The organism is Pseudomonas sp. UBA4194, assembly GCF_002379585.1.
In the GTDB taxonomy this organism is placed as follows: domain Bacteria; phylum Pseudomonadota; class Gammaproteobacteria; order Pseudomonadales; family Pseudomonadaceae; genus Aquipseudomonas.
On sequence record NZ_DFUE01000086.1, the window covers coordinates 58,497 to 77,681 of the forward strand.

At 63.7% G+C, this 19,185-nt stretch carries 17 protein-coding genes; 7 read left to right on the forward strand and 10 right to left on the reverse strand.

What is annotated here, in order from left to right; all coding sequences use genetic code 11:
- Positions 1 to 80 precede the first annotated feature (80 nt).
- The 5 genes from B3397_RS21335 to B3397_RS21355 all read left to right on the forward strand — a co-directional run bounded on the left by B3397_RS21335 (position 81) and on the right by B3397_RS21355 (position 5,517).
- The gene (locus tag B3397_RS21335; protein ID WP_296253779.1) at positions 81 to 599 is read left to right on the forward strand and encodes an RNA polymerase sigma factor; all 519 of its coding nucleotides are present in this window, start codon (positions 81 to 83) and stop codon (positions 597 to 599) included.
- Positions 596 to 1,555 (forward strand): FecR domain-containing protein, encoded by a 960-nt coding sequence (locus B3397_RS21340; protein WP_296253781.1) that lies wholly within the window; start codon positions 596 to 598, stop codon positions 1,553 to 1,555. Before B3397_RS21335 ends, B3397_RS21340 begins: the two co-directional genes overlap by 4 nt.
- 149 nt (positions 1,556 to 1,704) lie before the next feature.
- A complete protein-coding gene (locus B3397_RS21345) occupies positions 1,705 to 4,143 on the forward strand; it encodes a TonB-dependent siderophore receptor (protein ID WP_296253783.1) in 2,439 nt (812 codons plus the stop codon).
- Between the two features lie 73 nt (positions 4,144 to 4,216).
- The gene (locus B3397_RS21350; protein ID WP_296253785.1) at positions 4,217 to 5,341 is read left to right on the forward strand and encodes a PepSY-associated TM helix domain-containing protein; all 1,125 of its coding nucleotides are present in this window, start codon (positions 4,217 to 4,219) and stop codon (positions 5,339 to 5,341) included.
- On the forward strand, positions 5,338 to 5,517 hold the full coding sequence (locus tag B3397_RS21355; protein ID WP_296253787.1) for a hypothetical protein: 180 nt from the start codon (positions 5,338 to 5,340) through the stop codon (positions 5,515 to 5,517). The genes B3397_RS21350 and B3397_RS21355 overlap by 4 nt, the downstream gene beginning before the upstream one ends.
- Positions 5,518 to 5,623: 106 nt before the next feature.
- Here B3397_RS21355 and B3397_RS21360 read toward each other — a convergent pair whose 3' ends face one another.
- On the reverse strand, positions 5,624 to 6,130 hold the full coding sequence (locus B3397_RS21360; RefSeq protein WP_296253789.1) for an ATP-dependent zinc protease: 507 nt from the start codon (positions 6,128 to 6,130) through the stop codon (positions 5,624 to 5,626).
- Between the two features lie 143 nt (positions 6,131 to 6,273).
- Between B3397_RS21360 and B3397_RS21365 the strand changes: the two genes are divergently transcribed.
- A complete protein-coding gene (locus B3397_RS21365) occupies positions 6,274 to 7,164 on the forward strand; it encodes an acyltransferase (protein WP_296253791.1) in 891 nt (296 codons plus the stop codon).
- Here the strand turns inward: B3397_RS21365 and B3397_RS21370 are convergent, their stop codons facing one another.
- The 9 genes from B3397_RS21370 to B3397_RS21410 form a co-directional block, all read right to left on the reverse strand.
- Positions 7,165 to 7,737: a DUF2780 domain-containing protein gene (locus B3397_RS21370; RefSeq protein WP_296253792.1), complete on the reverse strand. Its 573-nt coding sequence runs from the start codon at positions 7,735 to 7,737 to the stop codon at positions 7,165 to 7,167.
- A gap of 181 nt (positions 7,738 to 7,918) precedes the next feature.
- Positions 7,919 to 9,118: a formaldehyde dehydrogenase, glutathione-independent gene (gene fdhA / locus B3397_RS21375; protein WP_296253794.1), complete on the reverse strand. Its 1,200-nt coding sequence runs from the start codon at positions 9,116 to 9,118 to the stop codon at positions 7,919 to 7,921.
- Positions 9,119 to 9,302: 184 nt separating this feature from the next.
- Positions 9,303 to 10,160: a formyltetrahydrofolate deformylase gene (purU, locus tag B3397_RS21380; protein ID WP_296253797.1), complete on the reverse strand. Its 858-nt coding sequence runs from the start codon at positions 10,158 to 10,160 to the stop codon at positions 9,303 to 9,305.
- Between the two features lie 222 nt (positions 10,161 to 10,382).
- Positions 10,383 to 11,015: a sarcosine oxidase subunit gamma gene (locus tag B3397_RS21385; RefSeq protein WP_296253799.1), complete on the reverse strand. Its 633-nt coding sequence runs from the start codon at positions 11,013 to 11,015 to the stop codon at positions 10,383 to 10,385.
- Positions 11,016 to 11,071: 56 nt separating this feature from the next.
- The gene (locus B3397_RS21390) at positions 11,072 to 14,089 is read right to left on the reverse strand and encodes a sarcosine oxidase subunit alpha (protein WP_296253801.1); all 3,018 of its coding nucleotides are present in this window, start codon (positions 14,087 to 14,089) and stop codon (positions 11,072 to 11,074) included.
- Entirely contained in the window at positions 14,086 to 14,415 is a 330-nt protein-coding gene (locus B3397_RS21395; RefSeq protein WP_296253803.1) for a sarcosine oxidase subunit delta, read from the reverse strand. Before B3397_RS21395 ends, B3397_RS21390 begins: the two co-directional genes overlap by 4 nt.
- A 14-nt stretch (positions 14,416 to 14,429) precedes the next feature.
- Positions 14,430 to 15,680, reverse strand: a complete 1,251-nt coding sequence (locus tag B3397_RS21400) for a sarcosine oxidase subunit beta family protein (protein ID WP_296253804.1) — start codon at positions 15,678 to 15,680, stop codon at positions 14,430 to 14,432.
- 14 nt (positions 15,681 to 15,694) lie between these two features.
- Positions 15,695 to 16,948: a serine hydroxymethyltransferase gene (gene glyA / locus B3397_RS21405; RefSeq protein WP_296253805.1), complete on the reverse strand. Its 1,254-nt coding sequence runs from the start codon at positions 16,946 to 16,948 to the stop codon at positions 15,695 to 15,697.
- Between the two features lie 156 nt (positions 16,949 to 17,104).
- Entirely contained in the window at positions 17,105 to 17,815 is a 711-nt protein-coding gene (locus tag B3397_RS21410) for a TraX family protein (protein ID WP_296253807.1), read from the reverse strand.
- 329 nt (positions 17,816 to 18,144) lie between these two features.
- Between B3397_RS21410 and B3397_RS21415 the strand changes: the two genes are divergently transcribed.
- Positions 18,145 to 19,185: a low specificity L-threonine aldolase gene (locus B3397_RS21415; RefSeq protein ID WP_296253809.1), complete on the forward strand. Its 1,041-nt coding sequence runs from the start codon at positions 18,145 to 18,147 to the stop codon at positions 19,183 to 19,185.

A 19,185-nucleotide genomic window follows, 5' to 3' on the forward strand; every position in this document is an offset into this window, starting at 1 on the left:
TACGATTGCGTGGGGGGTGTGGGTCTGCCAGAATCGCGAATAATTCCCGTTAGCTTACACATTCACTCGGTGATTCCTACGTGCCGTCAGCCCATAGTGCCCATAGCCAGTTGGTCGGCTCGCTCTATCGCGACCATCGCAGCTGGCTGCTCGCCTGGCTTCGGCGCAGCGTGGCATGCCCTCATCGGGCCGAAGACCTGAGCCAGGACACTTTCGTGCGCCTGCTGGGTCGGGCACCGGACGTCGCGCCACGGGAGCCGCGAGCATTTCTGCTGACCATCGCCAAGGGGCTGCTGTTCGATCATTTCCGTCGCGCCGCGCTGGAACAGGCCTACCTCAGTGAGCTGATGCGCCTGCCCGAAGACGAACAGCCTTGCCCGCAGTACCAGCAGCTGATCCTGGAGGACCTCAAGGCCATCGATCGCTTGTTGGACAAGCTGTCATCGCGGGCGCGCATGGCGTTTCTGCTGAGCCGGCTGGATGGCCTGCCTCACGCGCAGATCGCCGAACAGCTTGGCGTGTCGGTGCCCCGGGTTCGCCAGTACCTGGCTCAGGGCATGCGCCAGTGCTATGTCGCCCTGTACGGGGAGCCCACATGAACCAGCCGGTTTCGGCACGGGTGCTCGATGCCGCCATTGCCTGGCAACTGTGCCTGGACGCCGGCGGCGGCAACGACGCCGAGCGCGCCGAGTTCGCCCGCTGGCACGCCGCCGACAGCGAGCATGCCCGCGCCTGGCTGCAACTGGGCACCCTGGACCAACGCTTCAGCTCGACCACCGGCCCCGCCCGCCAGGCCTTGCTCAAATCCCGTGAAGCCTTGAAGCAACGCCGCCGCAAGCTCGGCAGCGGGCTGGCCAGCGTTGCCCTGTTCATCGGCCTTGGGCTGTTTGCCGGCAACCGCTATCTGCCCGTGGCGTACTGGCTGGCGGACGAGCGCACCGCCACTGGCGAGCAACGCACGTTGCAACTGGGCGATGGCACCCTGATCAGCCTCAACACCCACAGCGCAATCGACCTGCGCTACGACGCCCAGGAGCGCCGCGTGGTGCTGCGCGACGGCGAGATTCTGGTGCAGACCGGCCACCGCAACAACGACTCACGCCCGTTCATCGTCGAGACCGCCGACGGTGCCATGCGCGCCATCGGCACGCGTTTTCTGGTCAAGCGCGAAGCACACGGCACCCGCTTGAGCGTGCTGCAATCGGCGGTCGCCGCGCGGCCGGCCGGTGGCCTACGGGAAACGCTGCTGCAACAGGGCCAGCAGGTACTGCTGCAGCGCGAGGGATTGGACGCGATCACCGCCCTCAAACCCGGCGCCGATGCCTGGACCCGCGGCATGCTGGTGGTAGACAACGCCCGCCTGGCAGACCTGGTGGCGGATTTGAACCGGTATCGCAGCGGCCATCTGGGTGTCAGCCCCGAAGTGGCCGACCTGCGCATTACCGGCAGTTTTCCCTTGCACGATACCGACCTGGCGCTCCAGACGCTGCTGCCTACCCTGCCCATCCGTATCGAACAGCGCACAGCCTGGTGGCTGACCCTCAAACCCCGATAACGGCTCACACAGCCCCCAGTAGGAGCGGCCTAAAGCCGCGAAGCCGCCAGCCCAGCAAACAGAAAGATTTTTTCTGCCCATCCCTATCACTTTCTCGATCTCGTCCGGCATACAGGCAATCAGCACCATTCCCCTCAGGAGCCGCCGCCATGTCCCGCTCGCTAGACGCTTTGCTTCGCCCCAGTCTGATGGCTGCAGCCATCGCCCTGGCCCTCCCGTTGACCAGCCCGCTGCTGCACGCCGCCGAGCAAACCAGCGGCGCGCGCAGCTACAACCTGCCTGCGGGCCCTCTGGCTGGCACGCTGAACCAGATCGCCAGTCAGGCCGGGCTGGCCATGGCCCTGGACCCTTCGCTGGCCGCGGGTAAAACCAGCGCGCCCGTGCAAGGCCAGTATGACGCCCAAGGCGCCCTGCAAGCCGCGTTGCGCGGGACCGGCTTGCAACTGCAACGCAGCAGCGCCGGGACGTTCACCCTGGTTGCCGTACCCGAAGGGACGGTGGCGCTGCCGGTGACGGATATCAATGCCGCATCAGGCGGCGTGGAGTCGGCGTGGGGAGCGGTGGACGGGTACGCAGCCAAGCGTACGGCGGCGGGCACCAAGACCGACACAGCGCTGGCGGAAGTGCCCCGCTCGATCTCGGTGGCCACCCGTGAGCAGATGCAGGACCGGGCGGTGCAGAACCTGGACGACGCCGTGCGCTACATGCCCGGCGTGGTCGCCAGCAGCTACGGCAGTGACAGCCGCGCCGAGTGGCTGAAAGTACGTGGCTTCGAACCGACCCAGTTCCAGGATGGCCTGCCGTTGCCCAAGGGCTCCTACACCATGCCCAAGGCGGAAACCTGGAACCTGGAGCGCGTCGCCCTGTTGCGCGGCCCGGCATCGTCGGTCTATGGGCAAACACCCCCGGGTGGCTTGCTGGATCTGGTCAGCAAACGCCCGCAAGACGTCACCGCTCACGAAATCCAGGCGCAGACCGGTAGCTACAATCGCAAGCAGCTGAGCTTCGACAGCACGGGCCGGATTGACGACGAAGGTGAATTTCTCTACCGCGTCAGTGGTGTGGTGCGTGACAGCGGCACCGGTATCGAACACGTCGATGACAAACGCTACAACATCGCGCCGAGCCTGACCTGGAACATCGACACCGACACCAAACTGACCTTCCTGTCGCAATTCACCCGCGACGATACCGGCATCACCAGCCAGTTCCTGCCCCTGCAAGGCACCCGACTGGCCACACCGGCCGGGGAAGTGAAATACCACAAGAACCTGGGCGATCCAGAGTGGGAGTTCTACGACAAGACGTACTATGCGCTGGGTTATGCGTTCGAGCATCGTTTCAATGACGTGTGGCAGTTCCGCCAGAACCTGCGCTATACCAAGAGCGATCTGTCGTTCCAGGGCATCACTGCAGGTGGCAACGCTAGCTCCGTCGCTGCGGACGGCACCCTGGACCGGGGCGCGAACGTGGTCAACGAAGACATCAGTCAGTTCGCCATGGACAACAACTTCCAGGCAGATTTCGACACCGGTTCGGTCAGCCACACCCTGCTGATTGGCCTGGACCACCAGCGGGTGAACACCAATTACAAATGGCTGTTCGGTGCAGCCCCGCAAAGCAACATCATCAATCCCGTGTACGGCCAGGACTTCAGCAACGTGCCGTATTTTGCCTACAACGATTACAACCAGAAGCTGCGCGATACCGGGCTGTATATCCAGGACCAGATGGCTCTGGACAACTGGCGCCTCACCCTGGGTGGCCGGGAAGACTGGCTGCACGTCGACTCCACCTTCTATAACGCCAATGGCGTGAAAGCCACCCGTCGCGACAATGCCTTCACCGGCAACGCTGCATTGAGCTACGTGTTCGAGTCGGGTTTCACTCCGTACATCTCCTATGCCGAGTCGTTCCAGCCGGAAGCCGGGGGTAACAATGGCGCGGCCTTCAAACCCAGCACGGGCGAGCAGTACGAAGTGGGCCTCAAATATCAGCCGCCCGGCACCGAGATGCTGTTCACCGCGGCCGCGTACGACCTGACCCGCGAAAACGTGGTCACCACCAACAGCCAGTTCGTCAGCACGGCGGTGGGCGAAGTGCAGGTACGAGGCTTCGAGCTGGAAGCGGTCGGCAACGTCAACGAGAACCTCAAATTGACGGCTGCCTATACCTACGCCAACAGCAAGATGACCAAGACCACCAACAGCTTCGACAAGAACCGCCCGTTGCCGCTGACGCCGGAAAACGCGGCGTCTGCCTGGGCGGACTACACCTGGCATAACGGCCTGCTGGACGGCTTCGGCATCGGCTTCGGGGTGCGCTACATCGGCGAGACCGATAACATCGCCGCCGGCAGCGTTGGCTTCGTGCGTGACAAGTCCGACGGCCATAGCAGCGACTACACCCTGTATGACGCCGCGGTTCATTACGACCTGGGCCGCCTGGACAATGCGCTCAAGGGCGCCAGCGTGTCGGTCAACGCCAGCAACGTCTTCGACAAGGAATTCATTTCCACTTGCGACGGCTTCTATTGCTACTACGGCGACCGCCGCACTGTATTGGCCAGCGTCAACTACAAGTGGTAACGTCCTGACGCATCACGCCCCATGACCCAGCCGTCCCCGCGTGGACGGCTGGGTTCTTTCTGCAGGCCCTGAAATGAAAAGCACCACCATCCGCCGCTGGTCCTTCATCCACACCTGGACCAGCCTGATCTGTACCCTGTTTCTGCTGATGCTCGCCATTACCGGCCTGCCGCTGGTGTTCCATCACGAGATCGAACACCTGCTGGGCGACGAGCCGCAGTTCCGCAAAATGCCCGCCGATACCCCGCAACTGGACCTGCAGCAACTGGTTCAGGCAGCCCAGGCGCACCGTCCCGACGAGGTGGTGCAGTACTTCGGCTGGGATGAAGACGACCCTCGGGGCGTATTCGCGATCACCGCCGCCACGGCCGACACCGATCCCAACCTGTCACACACGTTCATGCTCGACAACCGCACCGGCGAAGCCATGGAAGTGCCTTCGGCCAACGGCGGCTTCATGATGGTCATGCTGCGCCTGCACGTGGACATGTATGCCGGGCTGCCGGGCAAGCTGTTGCTGGCGTTCATGGGCCTGCTGTTCGTGCTGGCCATCGTTTCCGGCGTGGTGCTGTACTCGCCGTTCATGCGCAAGCTCAAGTTCGGCACGGTGCGCAACCAGAAATCCACCCGTACTCGCTGGCTCGACCTGCACAACCTGATCGGTGTGGTCACGCTGACCTGGGCCTTGGTGGTGGGGGTGACCGGGGTGATCAGCGCCTGCGCCGACCTGCTCATCAGTGCCTGGCGCGCGGAAAGCCTCACTGCGCTGATCGAGCCCTATCGCGACGCCCCGCCGCTCCAGCAACTGGCACCTGCCACCCGCCTGCTGGACATTGCCCACGGCGCCGCGCCCGGCATGACGCCGGACTTCATCGCGTTCCCCGGTACGCGCTTTTCCAGCGAACACCACTACGCGGTGTTCATGAAAGGCGGCACGCACCTGACCTCGCACCTGCTGACGCCGGTGCTGATCGACGCCACCACGCTGGACGTCACTGCAGTGGTCGAACGGCCCTGGTACATGGATGCCATGGGCCTGTCGCAGCCCCTGCACTTCGGCGACTACGGCGGCATGCCGATGAAGATTCTGTGGGCAGCGCTGGATGTGCTGACCATCATCGTGCTGGGCAGTGGCGTGTATCTCTGGTGGGTCCGCCGCCGCGCCGCCAGAGCCGCCGCGGTGGAGGCCACAGCGTGACGAGAAGAAAGCACTCGACGTTCTGGCCGGTATTCGCCATTCCGCTGGTGATCGGGGTAATCGGCGGCGCTGGATTGTTCGCCGCCTTGCTGGGAGACGGCTGGTGGGATGCATTGTCCTGGCTGGGCCTGGGCATTCCTGCGCTGCTAAGCGCACACGCCCTCACCCGCCGCTAATCCCACTGTAGCAGCGGCGTAAGCCGCGTCCTCTGCATCACACGTTTGCGAGAGGAGATTATTGGGGCGTGACGCGGCTTACGCCGCTGCTACAGGTGGAAGGGGTTCAGCAATCGGGCTTGTCGGCTACGAAACGCCGGGCGGGGTTTACCGCAGCCTTGAATTCGCGCAGACCCTTGGCGCCGATCAGCAGGGGGTAGTTGAAGCTGCTGCGGTCTACCAGGTTGACCTCGATGGTGCGCTTGACGTCGCCCAGGCACAGTTCCAGATCGACCACGGGGCGTTTGGCGACGTTGACGGTTTCGCCCTCGTCATCCTCTTCGTCGGCACGGCTCTTGATCTTGCTCATGCGCGACACTTTGTGTTCGTAGACCTTGTTGTCGGCGTCCTTGGTGGCCAGGCGAAAGCGTACCCAATCGTCACCGTCGCGGGTGAAAGTCTGGATGTCCTTGGCCGACAGCGAAGCGGTCAGGGCGCCGGTGTCCATCTTGGCCTTGAAGGTCTGACCACCGATCTCGGGCAGCTTGATGTATTCGTAGCGCCCGTACAGCGTGGGCTCGGCGGCCAACGCAGGCAGGGCCAGAAAGGACAACAGAGCAAGTACGTTCTTCACGTAGGGTTCCTTGGCGGTAGTGGGCAGTGGCCCAGCATAACCAAACAAAAGTGAAACATTTGTTGACGAAACCGCCCGACGGAATTGGTTACCGATGCGCTTGTGCTTATCATTGCCGGCCTCATGAAACCTAGAGTTTACCTATGCGTCGCCTGCTTACCGGCTGTCTGGCCACTGCCCTGCTGCTGCTCAATACCTTGGTGCTGATCTGCCCCTTGCTGCTGTGCGGCGTGGCCAAGCTGGCACTGCGCGGACGCGCGCGCGACCGCGCTTCGGCGGCCGTGATGTGGTTCGCTGAAACCTGGTCGGAGATCGACAAGCGCATCTTCGCCCTGTGCACCCGGACCCAATGGGACATCCGCGGCGCTCAAGACCTGCATCCGAGCACGTCCTACCTGGTGGTTGGCAACCATCAATCGTGGATCGACATCGCGGCATTGATCCAGGCGCTGAACCGGCGCGCCCCGTTCTTCAAATTCTTCCTCAAGAAAGAGCTGATATGGGTGCCGCTGCTGGGACTGGCCTGGTGGGCCCTGGACTATCCCTTCATGAAGCGCTACACCAAGGCGTTTCTGGAGAAGAATCCGCACCTCAAGGGCCAGGATCTCGAAATCACCAAGGCCGCGTGCGAACTCTACAAGCGCCAGCCGGTGACCATCGTCAATTATCTGGAAGGCACGCGGTTCACTCAGGCCAAGCATGCGCAACAGGCGTCGCCGTTCACCTACCTGCTCAAGCCCAAGGCCGGTGGCGTGGCGTTCGTGCTGGCGGCCATGGGGCCGCAGCTGGACCGATTGCTGGACGTCACGGTGGTGTATCCGGGGGAGCGGATTCCGGGGTTCTGGAATTTGCTGTGCGGGGATGTGCCCAGGGTGATCGTCGACATCCGTTCGCGCACCATCGATCAAGAGTTGATCAACGGCGATTACGAGAATGACCCGGCGTTTCGGCTCAAGGTCCAGCACTGGGTGAACCAGCTCTGGACCGAGAAAGATCAGTTGATCGGCACGTTGCGCGCCGAAATCAATCGCTGATCAACTGCCAGTGGCACCCCAGATGCTGCCCAGGCTCTGCAGCAGCGGGCCGCCGACGCCCTGCTGACCCAGGTACTGGAGAATGACCGGGGCGAATTGGCCGACCATGCCGCTGTCCATGCCCAGGGCACTGAAGGCGTTGTTCATGTCGCTGGTGGTCTTGACGTCGCCCAGGGCGTTGTTCAGGGCATTGACGTTTTTCTGATCGGACTTGCCCAGCAGGCCGCTGAGGCCGCTCAGGCCACCCAGGGCGTTGTTGCCGGAGAGCTTGTCGATGCCGGGCACGGACTTGCTCAGCTGCGAGTAGTCGGTGCTGCTGAGCTGGTTCTTGGCCAGACCGAGCATGGCGCCCGTACCGCCGATGGCTTGGGTGGGGGTGATGTTCAGGGTCGAACCCAAGGTGTTGAGCAGACCGGCGGCTTCCGGCGCGGCAGCGACGGCGGCGTTGTTGCCCTGTTTGCCGTTCTGCAGGGTGGAGGCGGCATTGACCGCGTCGTTCAGATTGAAGGCGAAGGCCGGGCTGGCGGCAACGGCCATCAGGGAGGCCAGGGCCATGGCGCGGGAGATGTTCATTGTGCAGCAACCTCTGGGGACGTGAAGGCGAACCGTCGTTGGACGGGAGTGGGCCTATTATGTTCCTTGAGGGTGAAAATTGTGTCGTCGGGGGAGATGGCGGTGATTGGGGGGGCGCCTTCGCGGCTGTACGCCGCCCCCCTGTAGGAGCGGCGTGCAGCCGCGAAGGCGTCGGGCCTGCTTACGCTGCGCTGAAGAGTTTGTGCGGGTCGATGACGAATTTCTTCGGTACGCCGGCATCGAACTCGCCATAGCCGCGAGGGGCTTCGTCCAGCGAGATGACTTCCACACCCACCACGTCGGCGATCTTGATGCGGTCCCACATGATCGCCTGCATCAACTGCCGGTTGTACTTCATCACCGGCGTCTGCCCGGTGTGGAAGCTGTGGGATTTGGCCCAGCCCAGGCCGAAGCGAATGCTCAGGCTACCCATCTTCGCCGCCGCGTCCACGGCACCTGGGTCCTCGGTCACGTAAAGGCCGGGAATGCCGATCTTGCCGGCCACGCGGACCACGCCCATCAACGAGTTGAGTACCGTGGCGGGCGCTTCGGCCTTGGCGCCGGCATGGCCGTGGCCACGGGCTTCGAAACCTACCGCATCCACGGCGCAGTCCACTTCCGGTTCGCCCAGCAAGGCGGCGATCTGCTCGTGCAGTGGGGTGTCCTGAGACAGATCGGCGATCTCGAACCCCTGAGCCTTGGCGTGGGCCAGGCGCACGGGGTTGACGTCACCGATGATCACCACCGCCGCGCCCAGCAGGCGTGCGGAAGCCGCCGCGGCCAGGCCCACAGGACCGGCACCGGCCACATACACCGTGCTGCCCGGACCGACGCCGGCGGTCACCGCACCGTGATAGCCGGTCGGCAGGATGTCCGACAGGCAGGTCAGATCACGGATTTTTTCCATGGCCGCGTCGCGGTCCGGCAGCTTGAGCAGGTTGAAATCGGCGTACGGCACCAGCACGAACTCGGCCTGGCCGCCGACCCAGTCGCCCATGTCGACGTAGCCGTAGGCACCGCCCGCCCTGGCCGGGTTGACGGTCAGGCACACGCCGGTGTGCTGCTCCTTGCAGGAGCGGCAACGGCCGCAGGCGACGTTGAAGGGCACCGAGACCAGGTCGCCGACCTCCAGGTGCTCGACGTCACGCCCGGCTTCGATGACTTCGCCGGTGATTTCGTGACCCAGTACCAGGCCGACCTGGGCAGTGGTGCGACCGCGAACCATGTGCTGGTCCGAGCCGCAGATGTTGGTGGACACGACTCGCAGGATCACACCGTGTTCGATGCGCTTGCCCCGCGGGTCCTGCATTTTGGGGAAATCGATATTCTGCACTTCGACTTTGCCGGAGCCCAGGTATACCACTCCACGATTACCAGACATGCTTTCACCTCGCTGAATTGTTGTTGTCGAGCTTGGGTGTTGCTTGCTGCTTTGAATCTTGGATGTTCAGTGATGCCGGACGCGGCTCACGCCGCTGCTACACCCACTCCTGTAGCAGCGGCGTAAGCCGCGTCCGGTATCATGCGCCCGTACCACCGGCATCAGCCGCTTCCAATGTCATGCCCTACAAAACCACCGTCCGATTGGCATTGAGAAAAACGCGACGCTCGATGTGGTAACCGATCGCGCGCGCCAGGGTCAGGCACTCGATGTCGCGGCCCTTGGCGATCAGGTCTTCGGGGTAGTGGCTGTGGTCCACCACTTCCACCCCCTGGGCGATGATCGGGCCTTCGTCCAGATCGTTGTTGATGTAGTGCGCCGTGGCGCCGACCAGCTTGACGCCTTTGTTGTAGGCCTGATGGTAGGGCTTGGCACCTTTGAAACCGGGCAACAGTGAATGGTGGATATTGATCGCCCAGCCATCCAGCCGGCGACACAGCTCTGGGGACAGCACCTGCATGTAGCGGGCAAGAATCACCAGTTCGGCGCCCTTGTCCTCGATCACCTGCAACACCTTGCGCTCTTGCGCGGGCTTGTCGTTCGGGTCGAGGGGGAAATGGTAGTAGGGAATGTCGTGCCAGCGCGCCAAGGGTTCGAGATCCGGATGATTGGACACCACCGCGACCACGTCCATTGGCAACTGGCCGATGCGCTGGCGGTAGAGCAGGTCGTTCAGACAGTGATCGGCCTTGGACACCATGATCACCACCTTGGGCCGGTATTGCGGCGCGGTGAGTTCGAAGATCATGCCGAATGCAGCGCCACGCTCGGCCAGGCCGGCGCGAAAGCCGGCTTCGTCGAAACCGTCAGGCTGGCGGAATTCCACGCGGATGAAGAAGCGCGAGGACAAGCGATCGTCGAAGGAGTGATGCTCGGTGACGTAGCAGCCCTGTTCGAACAGGTAGCGCGTGACCGCGTCCACCGTGCCCAAGACGCTGGGGCAGTCGGCGGTGAGAATCCAGGTATCGGGGGCGCGGCTCATGGTGGGTCCTTTTGGTTCGAGATCAGGGTCAGGATCGAGAGCTTCGCGGCTGTACGCCGCTCCTACGGGTGGGGTGTGCGGTGTTTGTGTGGGCCTCTTCGCGGCTGCACGCCGCTCCTACAGGGGGGTGTGTGAGGCAGCATTTCGCGGGTGTACGCGGCTCCTACGGGTGATGCGTGATCGGTGTAGGAGCGGCGTGCAGCCGCGAAGGGGCCCGCGCATTCAACCCTGAATATTCAGCCCGTACTCCGCCGAAGCATCCTGCAGCCACAGCCACCAGTAATCTGCGAAGCTGCGACGAATCAGCAGCTCCCAGGTTTCTTCGCCCGTACGGCGAATCACCAGCTGCGACTTGGCGAATGTGGTACCCACCGCCTTGCCCACCGGGAAATTGCTGGGGTGCACGTCGTAGCTGGTGGACTTCATCAGCACGTCACGTACGTTGGGGCCGCTGAGCTCGATCAGCGACTGCCCGCCGCTCACATTGACGACGGCCACATGCAGCCCGGCCAGCGCTTCGCGCAGACGCTGCTCGGCAGCAAACTCCTCGCCTGTGGGCACGATCAGCAACCATTCGTCCGGCCCCAACCACTGCAGCGAGGTATCACCACTGCCGACAACGCTCAGGGCCCCCGGCAGCTCGAGCCCAGTGGCCTTGTGCACGGCGCCGGCGAAGGCGGCGTCATGGCCATCGCCACGGATGGTCAGATGGCCGAGCAGTTTTTTCTCGCGCAGGTTCACACCCGCGGTGGTGCGCCCCTTGCCCACCAGGGTGGCGAGCTCGGCGTGATGAAGCGGGTCTTCAGCCTTGGCGCCCGACGTCGGGCGTTGCTGGTATACGTTGACTGTGGTCATTTCGCTGCACCTGTCAGTGAATTCTATTGAAGCTGTCCGGGCTACGCGTGTCTGCGCTAGATGTTCTGCCGCTCGCCCTTCGGATCGAAGAACACCGAAGAGACGATCTCGGCCTCGATCACGCTGCCGTCGGCCTGGGGCGAGAACACCCGTTCACCCATGCGCTTGAGGCCGCCCTTGACCACGCCCATGGCGAACGAGTAACCCAGCGAGTTGCTGGCGTAACTGGAGGTGACATGGCCGACCATGGTCATGGGGATCGCCTGCTTCGGATCGAACACCAGCTGCGCGCCTTCGGGCAGCCACTTGTTCGGATCGATCGGCTTGAGCCCTACCAACTGCTTGCGGTCTTCGCGCACGCAATCTTCACGATTCATGCCGCGCCAGCCGATCCAAGAGAACGGTTTGGTGCGTCCCACGCACCAGCCCATGTTGAGGTCGTCCGGGGTCATCGAACCGTCGGTGTCCTGACCGACGATGATGAAACCCTTCTCGGCGCGCAGCACGTGCATGGTTTCGGTGCCGTACGGGGTGAGGTTGTACGACTTGCCCGCCTCGATGATCTTCTCCAGCACACCCATGGCGTAGTCGGCCTGGATGTTGACTTCGTACGACAGCTCACCGGTGAACGAGATACGGAACACCCGCGCCGGGACACCGCCCACCAGACCCTCTTTCCAGGTCATGAAGCCGAACGCGTCCTTGTCCAGATCGATATCGGTCACTTCACTCAACAACTTGCGGCTGTTGGGGCCCGACAGGGTCAGGGTGGCCCAGTGATCGGTCACCGAGGTGAAGTAGACCTTCAGCTCTGGCCACTCGGTCTGTTGATAGATTTCCAGCCATTGCAGCACCCGTGCGGCACCGCCGGTGGTGGTGGTCATGAGGAAGTGGTTGTCGGCCAGACAGGCCGTCACGCCGTCGTCGAAGACCATGCCATCTTCCTTGCACATCAGGCCGTAGCGGGCCTTGCCCACATCCAGTTTGGTCCAGGCGTTGGTGTAGATACGGTTGAGGAACTCACGCGCGTCCGGCCCCTGGATGTCGATCTTGCCCAGGGTGGAGGCGTCCAGCAGGCCGACGCTGTCGCGCACGGCCTTGCATTCGCGGGCAACCGCGGCGTGGATATCTTCACCGCGTTTGGGGAAGTACCAGGGACGTTTCCACTGGCCGACGTCTTCGAACTCGGCGCCGTTCTTCACGTGCCAGGCGTGCAGGGCGGTGAAGCGCACCGGCTCGAACAGATGGCCGCAATGACGCCCGGCCACCGCGCCGAAGGTGATCGGCGTGTAGTTGGGGCGGAACATGGTGGTGCCCATCTCGGGAATGGACACGTTCAGTGAACGGGCGGCGATAGCCAGGCCGTTGACGTTGCCCAGCTTGCCTTGATCGGTGCCGAAGCCCAGCGCGGTGTAGCGCTTGACGTGCTCGACCGACTCGAAGCCTTCGCGGGTGGCCAGTTCGATAGCGGCGGCGGTGACGTCGTTCTGCAGGTCGACGAATTGCTTCGGCGCCCGTGCGGTGTTCTTGTCGTGCGGCACCTGGAACAAGGCCAGGGTCGGCTCTTCGGCGCGGTTCAAGACCTTGGGCAAGGTCCCTTCGACGATGCCAAAGCCGGCTTCGGACGCCGCGCGGGCACCGCCCTCGAAACCATCGGCCAGGGCATCGGCCAGCGCGTAGACGCCGTTCACGCCGCCCACGCACACGCGTTTCTGCGGTGCTTCGCCAGGCACGAACGCCAGGATATCTTCGCGCCAGACCGGCTTGCCGCCCAGGTGCGAGGCCAGGTGAACCACCGGGCTGTAGCCGCCCGAGCTGCCCACCAGGTCGCAGTCCAGCCACTCGCCGGGGCTGGCCAGCTTGTGTGCCTTGACGTCGATGGCGGCGACACGGGCCGCACTGACGTGCTTGCTGCCGCGGGTTTCGATCACGGCACTGGAGGTCAGGATGCGAATGCCCTTGGCACGCGCTTCCTCGACCAGCGCACCGCGCGGGTTATGACGGGCGTCGGCCACGGCGACGACCTGCAACCCGGCATCCAGCCAGTCCAGGGCAACGCGATAGGCGAAGTCGTTGTTGGTCGACAGCACCAGCTTCTTGCCCGGCGCTACACCATAACGGCGCACGTAGGTAGAGATGGCACCGGCCAGCATGTTGCCCGGCACATCGTTGTTGCCGTACACCAGTGGCCGCTCATGGGTACCGGTGGCCAGCACCACGCGTTTGGCGCGTACCCGGTGCATGCGCTGACGGGCCTGGCCAATCGGCGCGCGGTCGCCCAGGTGGTCGGTGAGTCGCTGGTGAATGGTCAGGAAGTTATGGTCGTGGTAGCCGTTCACCGTGGAGCGTGGCAGCAGCGTCACGTCCGGCAAGCTTTGCAATTCGGCGATCACCGCCGCGACCCACTCACCGGCCGGTTTGCCGTCCAGGCTTTCGCGGGTGTCCAGCAGGCACCCGCCAAACTCTTCCTGCTCGTCGGCCAGGATCACCCGGGCACCGCTGCGCGCAGCCGCCAGGGCCGCGGCGAGACCCGCAGGGCCGGAGCCCACCACCAGCACGTCGCAGGTCTGGCTCATGTAGTCGTAGGTGTCCGGATCGACTTCGGTCGGCGAACGGCCCAGGCCGGCAGCCTTGCGGATGTACTTCTCGTAGGTCATCCAGAATGACTGCGGATACATGAACGTCTTGTAGTAGAAACCCGGCGGCATCAGCTTGCCGCCGACCTTGCCGAGAATGCCCATCATGTCGGTATTGACGTTGGGCCAACCGTTGGTGCTGGTGGCGACCAGGCCTTGGTACAGCGCCTGCTGGGTCGCCCGCACGTTGGGGATCTGGGTGGCTTCGGTGGCGCCGATCTGCAGTACCGCGTTCGGCTCTTCGGCACCGGCGGCAACGATGCCGCGGGGACGCGAATACTTGAAGCTGCGGCCGACGATGTCCACGCCGTTGGCCAGCAACGCCGAGGCCAGGGTGTCGCCTTCATAGCCGCTGTAGCTGTGGCCGTTGAAGGTAAAGGTCAGTTTTTTGCTGCGGTCCAGACGCCCGCCGTTGGACAGCCGATTGACCTGGCTCATACCTTGTCTCCCAAGGCGCTGGTTTGAGCGCCCTTCTCAATGCTCTTTTCGACGAATTGGGGCTGGGTGCCGATCCGATAGGTTTCCAGAATTTCGTAGGTCACGGTGTTGCGGGTGGCGTTGAAATACTGGCGGCAGCCGGCGGCGTGAATCCACAGCTCATGCTGCAGGCCGCGCGGGTTGTTGCGAAAGAACATGTAGTCGCCCCACTGCTCGTCGGAGCAGGCGCCTGGGTCCAGCGGGCGGGCGATGTGCGCCTGGCCCGAGCAGTGGAATTCTTCTTCGCTGCGAAGCTCGCCACAGTGCGGACAGAAGATGTTCAGCATGGTCGTTTCTCCTGTTAGTGGGCGACGGCGGCAGCGCCGTGTTCGTCGATCAGGGCGCCGTTGTGGAAACGGTCGATGGAAAACGGTTTGGCCAACGGGTGCATTTCACCCTTGGCCAGGCTGGCGGCGAATACGTGGCCCGAGCCCGGGGTGGCCTTGAAGCCACCGGTACCCCAGCCGCAGTTGAAGAACATGTTGGGCACCGGCGTCTTGGAAATGATCGGGCAGGCGTCCGGTGTGGTGTCGACGATGCCACCCCACTGGCGGTTCATGCGCACCCGCGAAAGCACCGGGAACATTTCGACGATGGCTTGCAGGGTGTGCTCGATGATCGGGTAGGAACCGCGCTGGCCGTAGCCCACCCAGCTGTCGATGCCGGCGCCGATCACCAGGTCACCCTTGTCGGACTGGCTGATGTAGCCGTGCACGGCGTTGGACATGATCACGCTGTCGATGATGGGCTTGATGGGTTCGGAGACCAGCGCCTGCAACGGATGGGATTCGACCGGCAGGCGGAAACCGGCCAGCTTGGCCATGTGCCCGGAGTTACCGGCGGTGACCACGCCAACGCGCTTGGCGCCGATGAAGCCCTTGTTGGTTTCGACGCCGATGCACACGCCGTTTTCCTTGCGGAAGCCGATCACTTCGGTCTGCTGAATCAGGTCCACGCCCAGGGCGTCGGCGGCACGCGCATAGCCCCAGGCCACGGCATCGTGGCGGGCCACACCACCGCGACGTTGCACGGTGGCGCCGATGATCGGGTAACGGGTGTTCTTGGAGCAGTCCAGGTACGGAATCTCGTCGGCCACCTGCTTGCCGTTGAGCAGTTCACCATCCACGCCGTTGAGGCGGTTGGCGCTCACCCGGCGCTCGGAATCACGCATGTCCTGCAGGGTATGGCACAGGTTGTAGACGCCGCGCTGGGAAAACATCACGTTGTAGTTGATGTCCTGGGACAAGCCTTCCCACAGCTTCATGGCGTGTTCATAGAGGTGCGCCGATTCATCCCACAGGTAGTTGGAACGCACGATGGTGGTGTTGCGCGCGGTGTTGCCACCGCCCAGCCAGCCCTTTTCGACCACGGCGACGTTGGTGATGCCGTGGACCTTGGCCAGGTAGTAGGCCGTTGCCAGGCCATGACCGCCACCGCCGACGATGACCACGTCATAGACTTTCTTAGGCGTTGGCGTGCGCCACATGCGCTGCCAGTTTTCGTGGTGGCTGAGGGAGTGCTTGAAGAGGCCGAAGCCCGAATAACGTTGCATGGTTGTCTCCACTCTCAGCGGTAAACCGGAAAATCGGTGCACAGGGCGGTGACGTGCCTGGCCACATTGGCCTCCACGTCGGCATCGCCCAGGTTGTCGAGGATGTCGCAGATCCAGCCGGCCAGTTCAGTGCACTGGGCAACCTTGAAGCCACGGCTGGTCACCGCCGGGGTACCGATACGCAGGCCTGAGGTCACGAACGGCGACTGCGGGTCGTTGGGCACGGCGTTCTTGTTCACGGTGATGTGGGCACGGCCCAGGGCGGCGTCGGCGTCTTTGCCGGTGAGGCCCTGGCGGATCAGGCTGACCAGGAACAGGTGGTTGTCGGTACCGCCGGACACCACGTCGTAGCCACGGTCGATGAACACGCCGGCCATGGCCTGGGCGTTGTCGATGACCTGCTGCTGGTAGGTCTTGAATTCAGGCTCCAAAGCTTCCTTGAAGCACACTGCCTTGGCGGCGATCACGTGCATCAACGGGCCACCCTGACCGCCGGGGAACACGGCGGCGTTGAATTTCTTCTCCAGTGCTTCGTTGGCCCTGGCCAGGATCAAGCCGCCGCGCGGACCGCGCAGGGTCTTGTGGGTGGTGGTGGTGACCACGTCGGCAAAAGGAATCGGGTTGGGGTACAGGCCAGCGGCCACCAGGCCGGCGACGTGGGCCATGTCGACGAACAGGTAGGCGCCCACCTTGTCGGCGATCTCGCGGAAGCGCGGGAAATCCAGGGTCTTGGAGTAGGCCGAGAAGCCGGCAATGATCATCTTCGGCTGATGCTCGACCGCCAGGCGCTCGACCTCGTCGTAGTCGATCAGGCCGGTGTCGGTGTCGATGCCGTACTGCACCGCGTTGTACAGCTTGCCGGAGAAGCTGACCTTGGCGCCGTGGGTCAGGTGGCCGCCATGGGCCAGGCTCATGCCCAGCACGGTATCGCCTGCCTGCAACAGGGCCAGGTAGACCGCCGCATTGGCCTGGGAGCCGGAGTGCGGCTGGACGTTGGCGTAGTCGGCGCCGAACAGTTGCTTGGCGCGGTCGATAGCCAGTTGCTCGACTTTATCCACATGCTCGCAGCCACCGTAGTAGCGCTTGCCCGGATAACCTTCGGCGTACTTGTTGGTGAGGCCGCTGCCTTGCGCTTCCATCACGCGCTTGCTGGTGTAGTTCTCCGAGGCGATCAGCTCGATGTGGTCTTCCTGACGCTGCTCCTCGGCGTTCATGGCCGCCAGCAGGGCATCGTCATAACCTTGGATCTGATCTTGTTTGCTGAACATCGCGGTCTCCCCAGCGGCGGCGTGGCGCCTGTCGTATAGGCCAGGGGCCGCTTGGCTGACCCCCTTTGATGCGATGGTATGACCGGCGCGCTCAGACCAAATGCCTGCGCGCGCCTCGCAAAGGTTCGTTTACGACATGGCGCGATCAGACCAGGCTCAGAACGCCCGCAGAAACAGCCGCAGGCCAAGCAGGACAAGGAAGTGCAACGGGTAGATGGCGTAGGCCCAGCGGCGCATTGGGACAATCCTGGCCTGGGGATCGAGGCGCAGCAGGGCCAGCCCCAGCCATGGCGCTAGCAGACATGCGGCGATTCCGCCGATGGCCGCGGCATAGCCGTAGCGCGCGGCCTGGAACAGGCTTTCCCAGGCATTGCCGGCCAGGCACAGCACACCCAGGGGCAACGCCCAGTACAGGGGTCGGCCCCAGGCCAGGACGAAGCCCAGGGGCAAGAGCACCCCGGCGAAACCGAACATCAGGTGCTGCCCGAACACGGCGGCCAAGACCGCTGCTGCCACGCCCAGCAACGCCATCATGGGCTGCTGGCGTTGCTGCCAGGCCCTGGCCACGATCAGGCCCAGGGCCAGGGTCGGCAGTACGTTGAGGGTGTCGGCGGGATAGACGAACATCCGATAGGGAATCTCGGAGAGCGCAGCGAAGGTCAGCAGCCAGCCCAGATAGCGTCCGGTCAGGGCGGCATCGGGGGTACGGGTGAGGTTGGCGGCGATGGCCAGACAGAAGAACGGGAAGGCCAGCCGGCCGGGGACGTAGAGCATGTCCAATTGCCAACCGACATAGCGCAGGTGATCGAGCAGCATGCACAGCATGGCCAGCCATTTGATCAGGTCCAGGGCGTGGTTGCGGGGCATTGGCTTGGGTCTCCATTGGCTGTGTTGTCTGTGCGGGCCCCATCGCGGGTAGAACCCGCTCCCACAAGGGATTGTCGTTACAGGCCAGATCCCCTGCATGCGTGCCGCGCGGCCCAGGCCAGATCCCCTGCATCCGTGCCGCGCGGCCCCGGCCAGATCCCATGCATGCGCGCCGCGCTGCCCAGGCCAGATCCCCTGCATCCGTGCCGCGCGGCCCAGGCGAGGTCTCCTGTAGGAGCGGCGTGCAGCCGCGAAGGGGCCCGCACAGACGACACACCTCTCCCAGTTGGTTTAAAGTGCCCAGCATCAACAATACCAAGGACCCGTCCATGAACGACCAAACCCAGCAGTTCGCCAGCGACAACTATTCGGGCATCTGTCCCGAAGCCTGGGCGGCCATGGAACAAGCCAACCAGGGCCATCAGCGCGCCTATGGCGACGATCAATGGACCGCGCGGGCCGCCGACGAATTCCGCCGTCTGTTCGAAACCGACTGTGAAGTGTTCTTCGCCTTCAACGGCACCGCTGCCAATTCCCTGGCCCTGTCGTCGCTGTGCCAGAGCTACCACAGCGTGATCTGCTCGGAAACCGCCCACGTCGAAACCGACGAATGCGGCGCGCCGGAGTTCTTCTCCAACGGCTCCAAGCTGCTCACCGCGCGCAGCGAGAACGGCAAGCTGAGCCCCGAGGCGATTCGCGAGATCGCCCTCAAGCGCCAGGACATCCATTACCCCAAGCCACGGGTGGTAACCCTGACCCAGGCCACCGAAGTGGGCAGCGTGTACCGCCCCGATGAGCTCAAGGCCATCAGCGCCACCTGCAAGGAGCTGGGCCTGAATCTGCATATGGACGGCGCGCGATTTGCCAATGCCTGCGCCTTTCTGGGTTGCTCACCGGCCGAATTGACCTGGAAGGCCGGCGTGGACGTGCTGTGCTTCGGCGGTACCAAGAACGGCATGGCGGTGGGCGAGGCGATCCTGTTCTTCAACCGCACCCTGGCCGAAGATTTCGACTACCGCTGCAAGCAGGCCGGGCAACTGGCTTCGAAGATGCGTTTCCTGTCCGCGTCCTGGGTGGGTTTGCTGGAGAACGACGCCTGGCTCAAGCACGCCGGGCATGCCAACCATTGCGCGCAATTGCTCAGTGAACTGGTCAAGGATGTGCCGGGGGTGGAGCTGATGTTTCCGGTGGAGGCCAACGGGGTGTTTCTGCAGATGTCGGAACCTGCGCTGGAAGCGCTGCGGGGCAAGGGCTGGCGGTTCTATACGTTCATTGGCAGCGGTGGTGCGCGGTTCATGTGTTCGTGGGATACGGATGAGGCGCGGGTGCGGGAGTTGGCGGGGGATATACGGCGGGTGATGGTGGGGTGA

Excerpts from the sequence above, each read along its gene's own strand:
- B3397_RS21340 (WP_296253781.1), top strand. The coding sequence starts at position 596 with ATGAACCAGCCGGTTTCGGCACGGGTGCTCGATGCCGCCATTGCCTGG.
- B3397_RS21385 (WP_296253799.1), bottom strand. The coding sequence starts at position 11,015 with ATGACCACAGTCAACGTATACCAGCAACGCCCGACGTCGGGCGCCAAG.
- glyA (WP_296253805.1), bottom strand. The coding sequence starts at position 16,948 with ATGTTCAGCAAACAAGATCAGATCCAAGGTTATGACGATGCCCTGCTG.
- B3397_RS21345 (WP_296253783.1), top strand. The coding sequence starts at position 1,705 with ATGTCCCGCTCGCTAGACGCTTTGCTTCGCCCCAGTCTGATGGCTGCA.
- B3397_RS21370 (WP_296253792.1), bottom strand. The coding sequence starts at position 7,737 with ATGAACATCTCCCGCGCCATGGCCCTGGCCTCCCTGATGGCCGTTGCC.
- fdhA (WP_296253794.1), bottom strand. The coding sequence starts at position 9,118 with ATGTCTGGTAATCGTGGAGTGGTATACCTGGGCTCCGGCAAAGTCGAA.
- B3397_RS21415 (WP_296253809.1), top strand. The coding sequence starts at position 18,145 with ATGAACGACCAAACCCAGCAGTTCGCCAGCGACAACTATTCGGGCATC.
- B3397_RS21350 (WP_296253785.1), top strand. The coding sequence starts at position 4,217 with ATGAAAAGCACCACCATCCGCCGCTGGTCCTTCATCCACACCTGGACC.
- B3397_RS21390 (WP_296253801.1), bottom strand. The coding sequence starts at position 14,089 with ATGAGCCAGGTCAATCGGCTGTCCAACGGCGGGCGTCTGGACCGCAGC.
- purU (WP_296253797.1), bottom strand. The coding sequence starts at position 10,160 with ATGAGCCGCGCCCCCGATACCTGGATTCTCACCGCCGACTGCCCCAGC.
- B3397_RS21400 (WP_296253804.1), bottom strand. The coding sequence starts at position 15,680 with ATGCAACGTTATTCGGGCTTCGGCCTCTTCAAGCACTCCCTCAGCCAC.
- B3397_RS21395 (WP_296253803.1), bottom strand. The coding sequence starts at position 14,415 with ATGCTGAACATCTTCTGTCCGCACTGTGGCGAGCTTCGCAGCGAAGAA.
- B3397_RS21365 (WP_296253791.1), top strand. The coding sequence starts at position 6,274 with ATGCGTCGCCTGCTTACCGGCTGTCTGGCCACTGCCCTGCTGCTGCTC.
- B3397_RS21410 (WP_296253807.1), bottom strand. The coding sequence starts at position 17,815 with ATGCCCCGCAACCACGCCCTGGACCTGATCAAATGGCTGGCCATGCTG.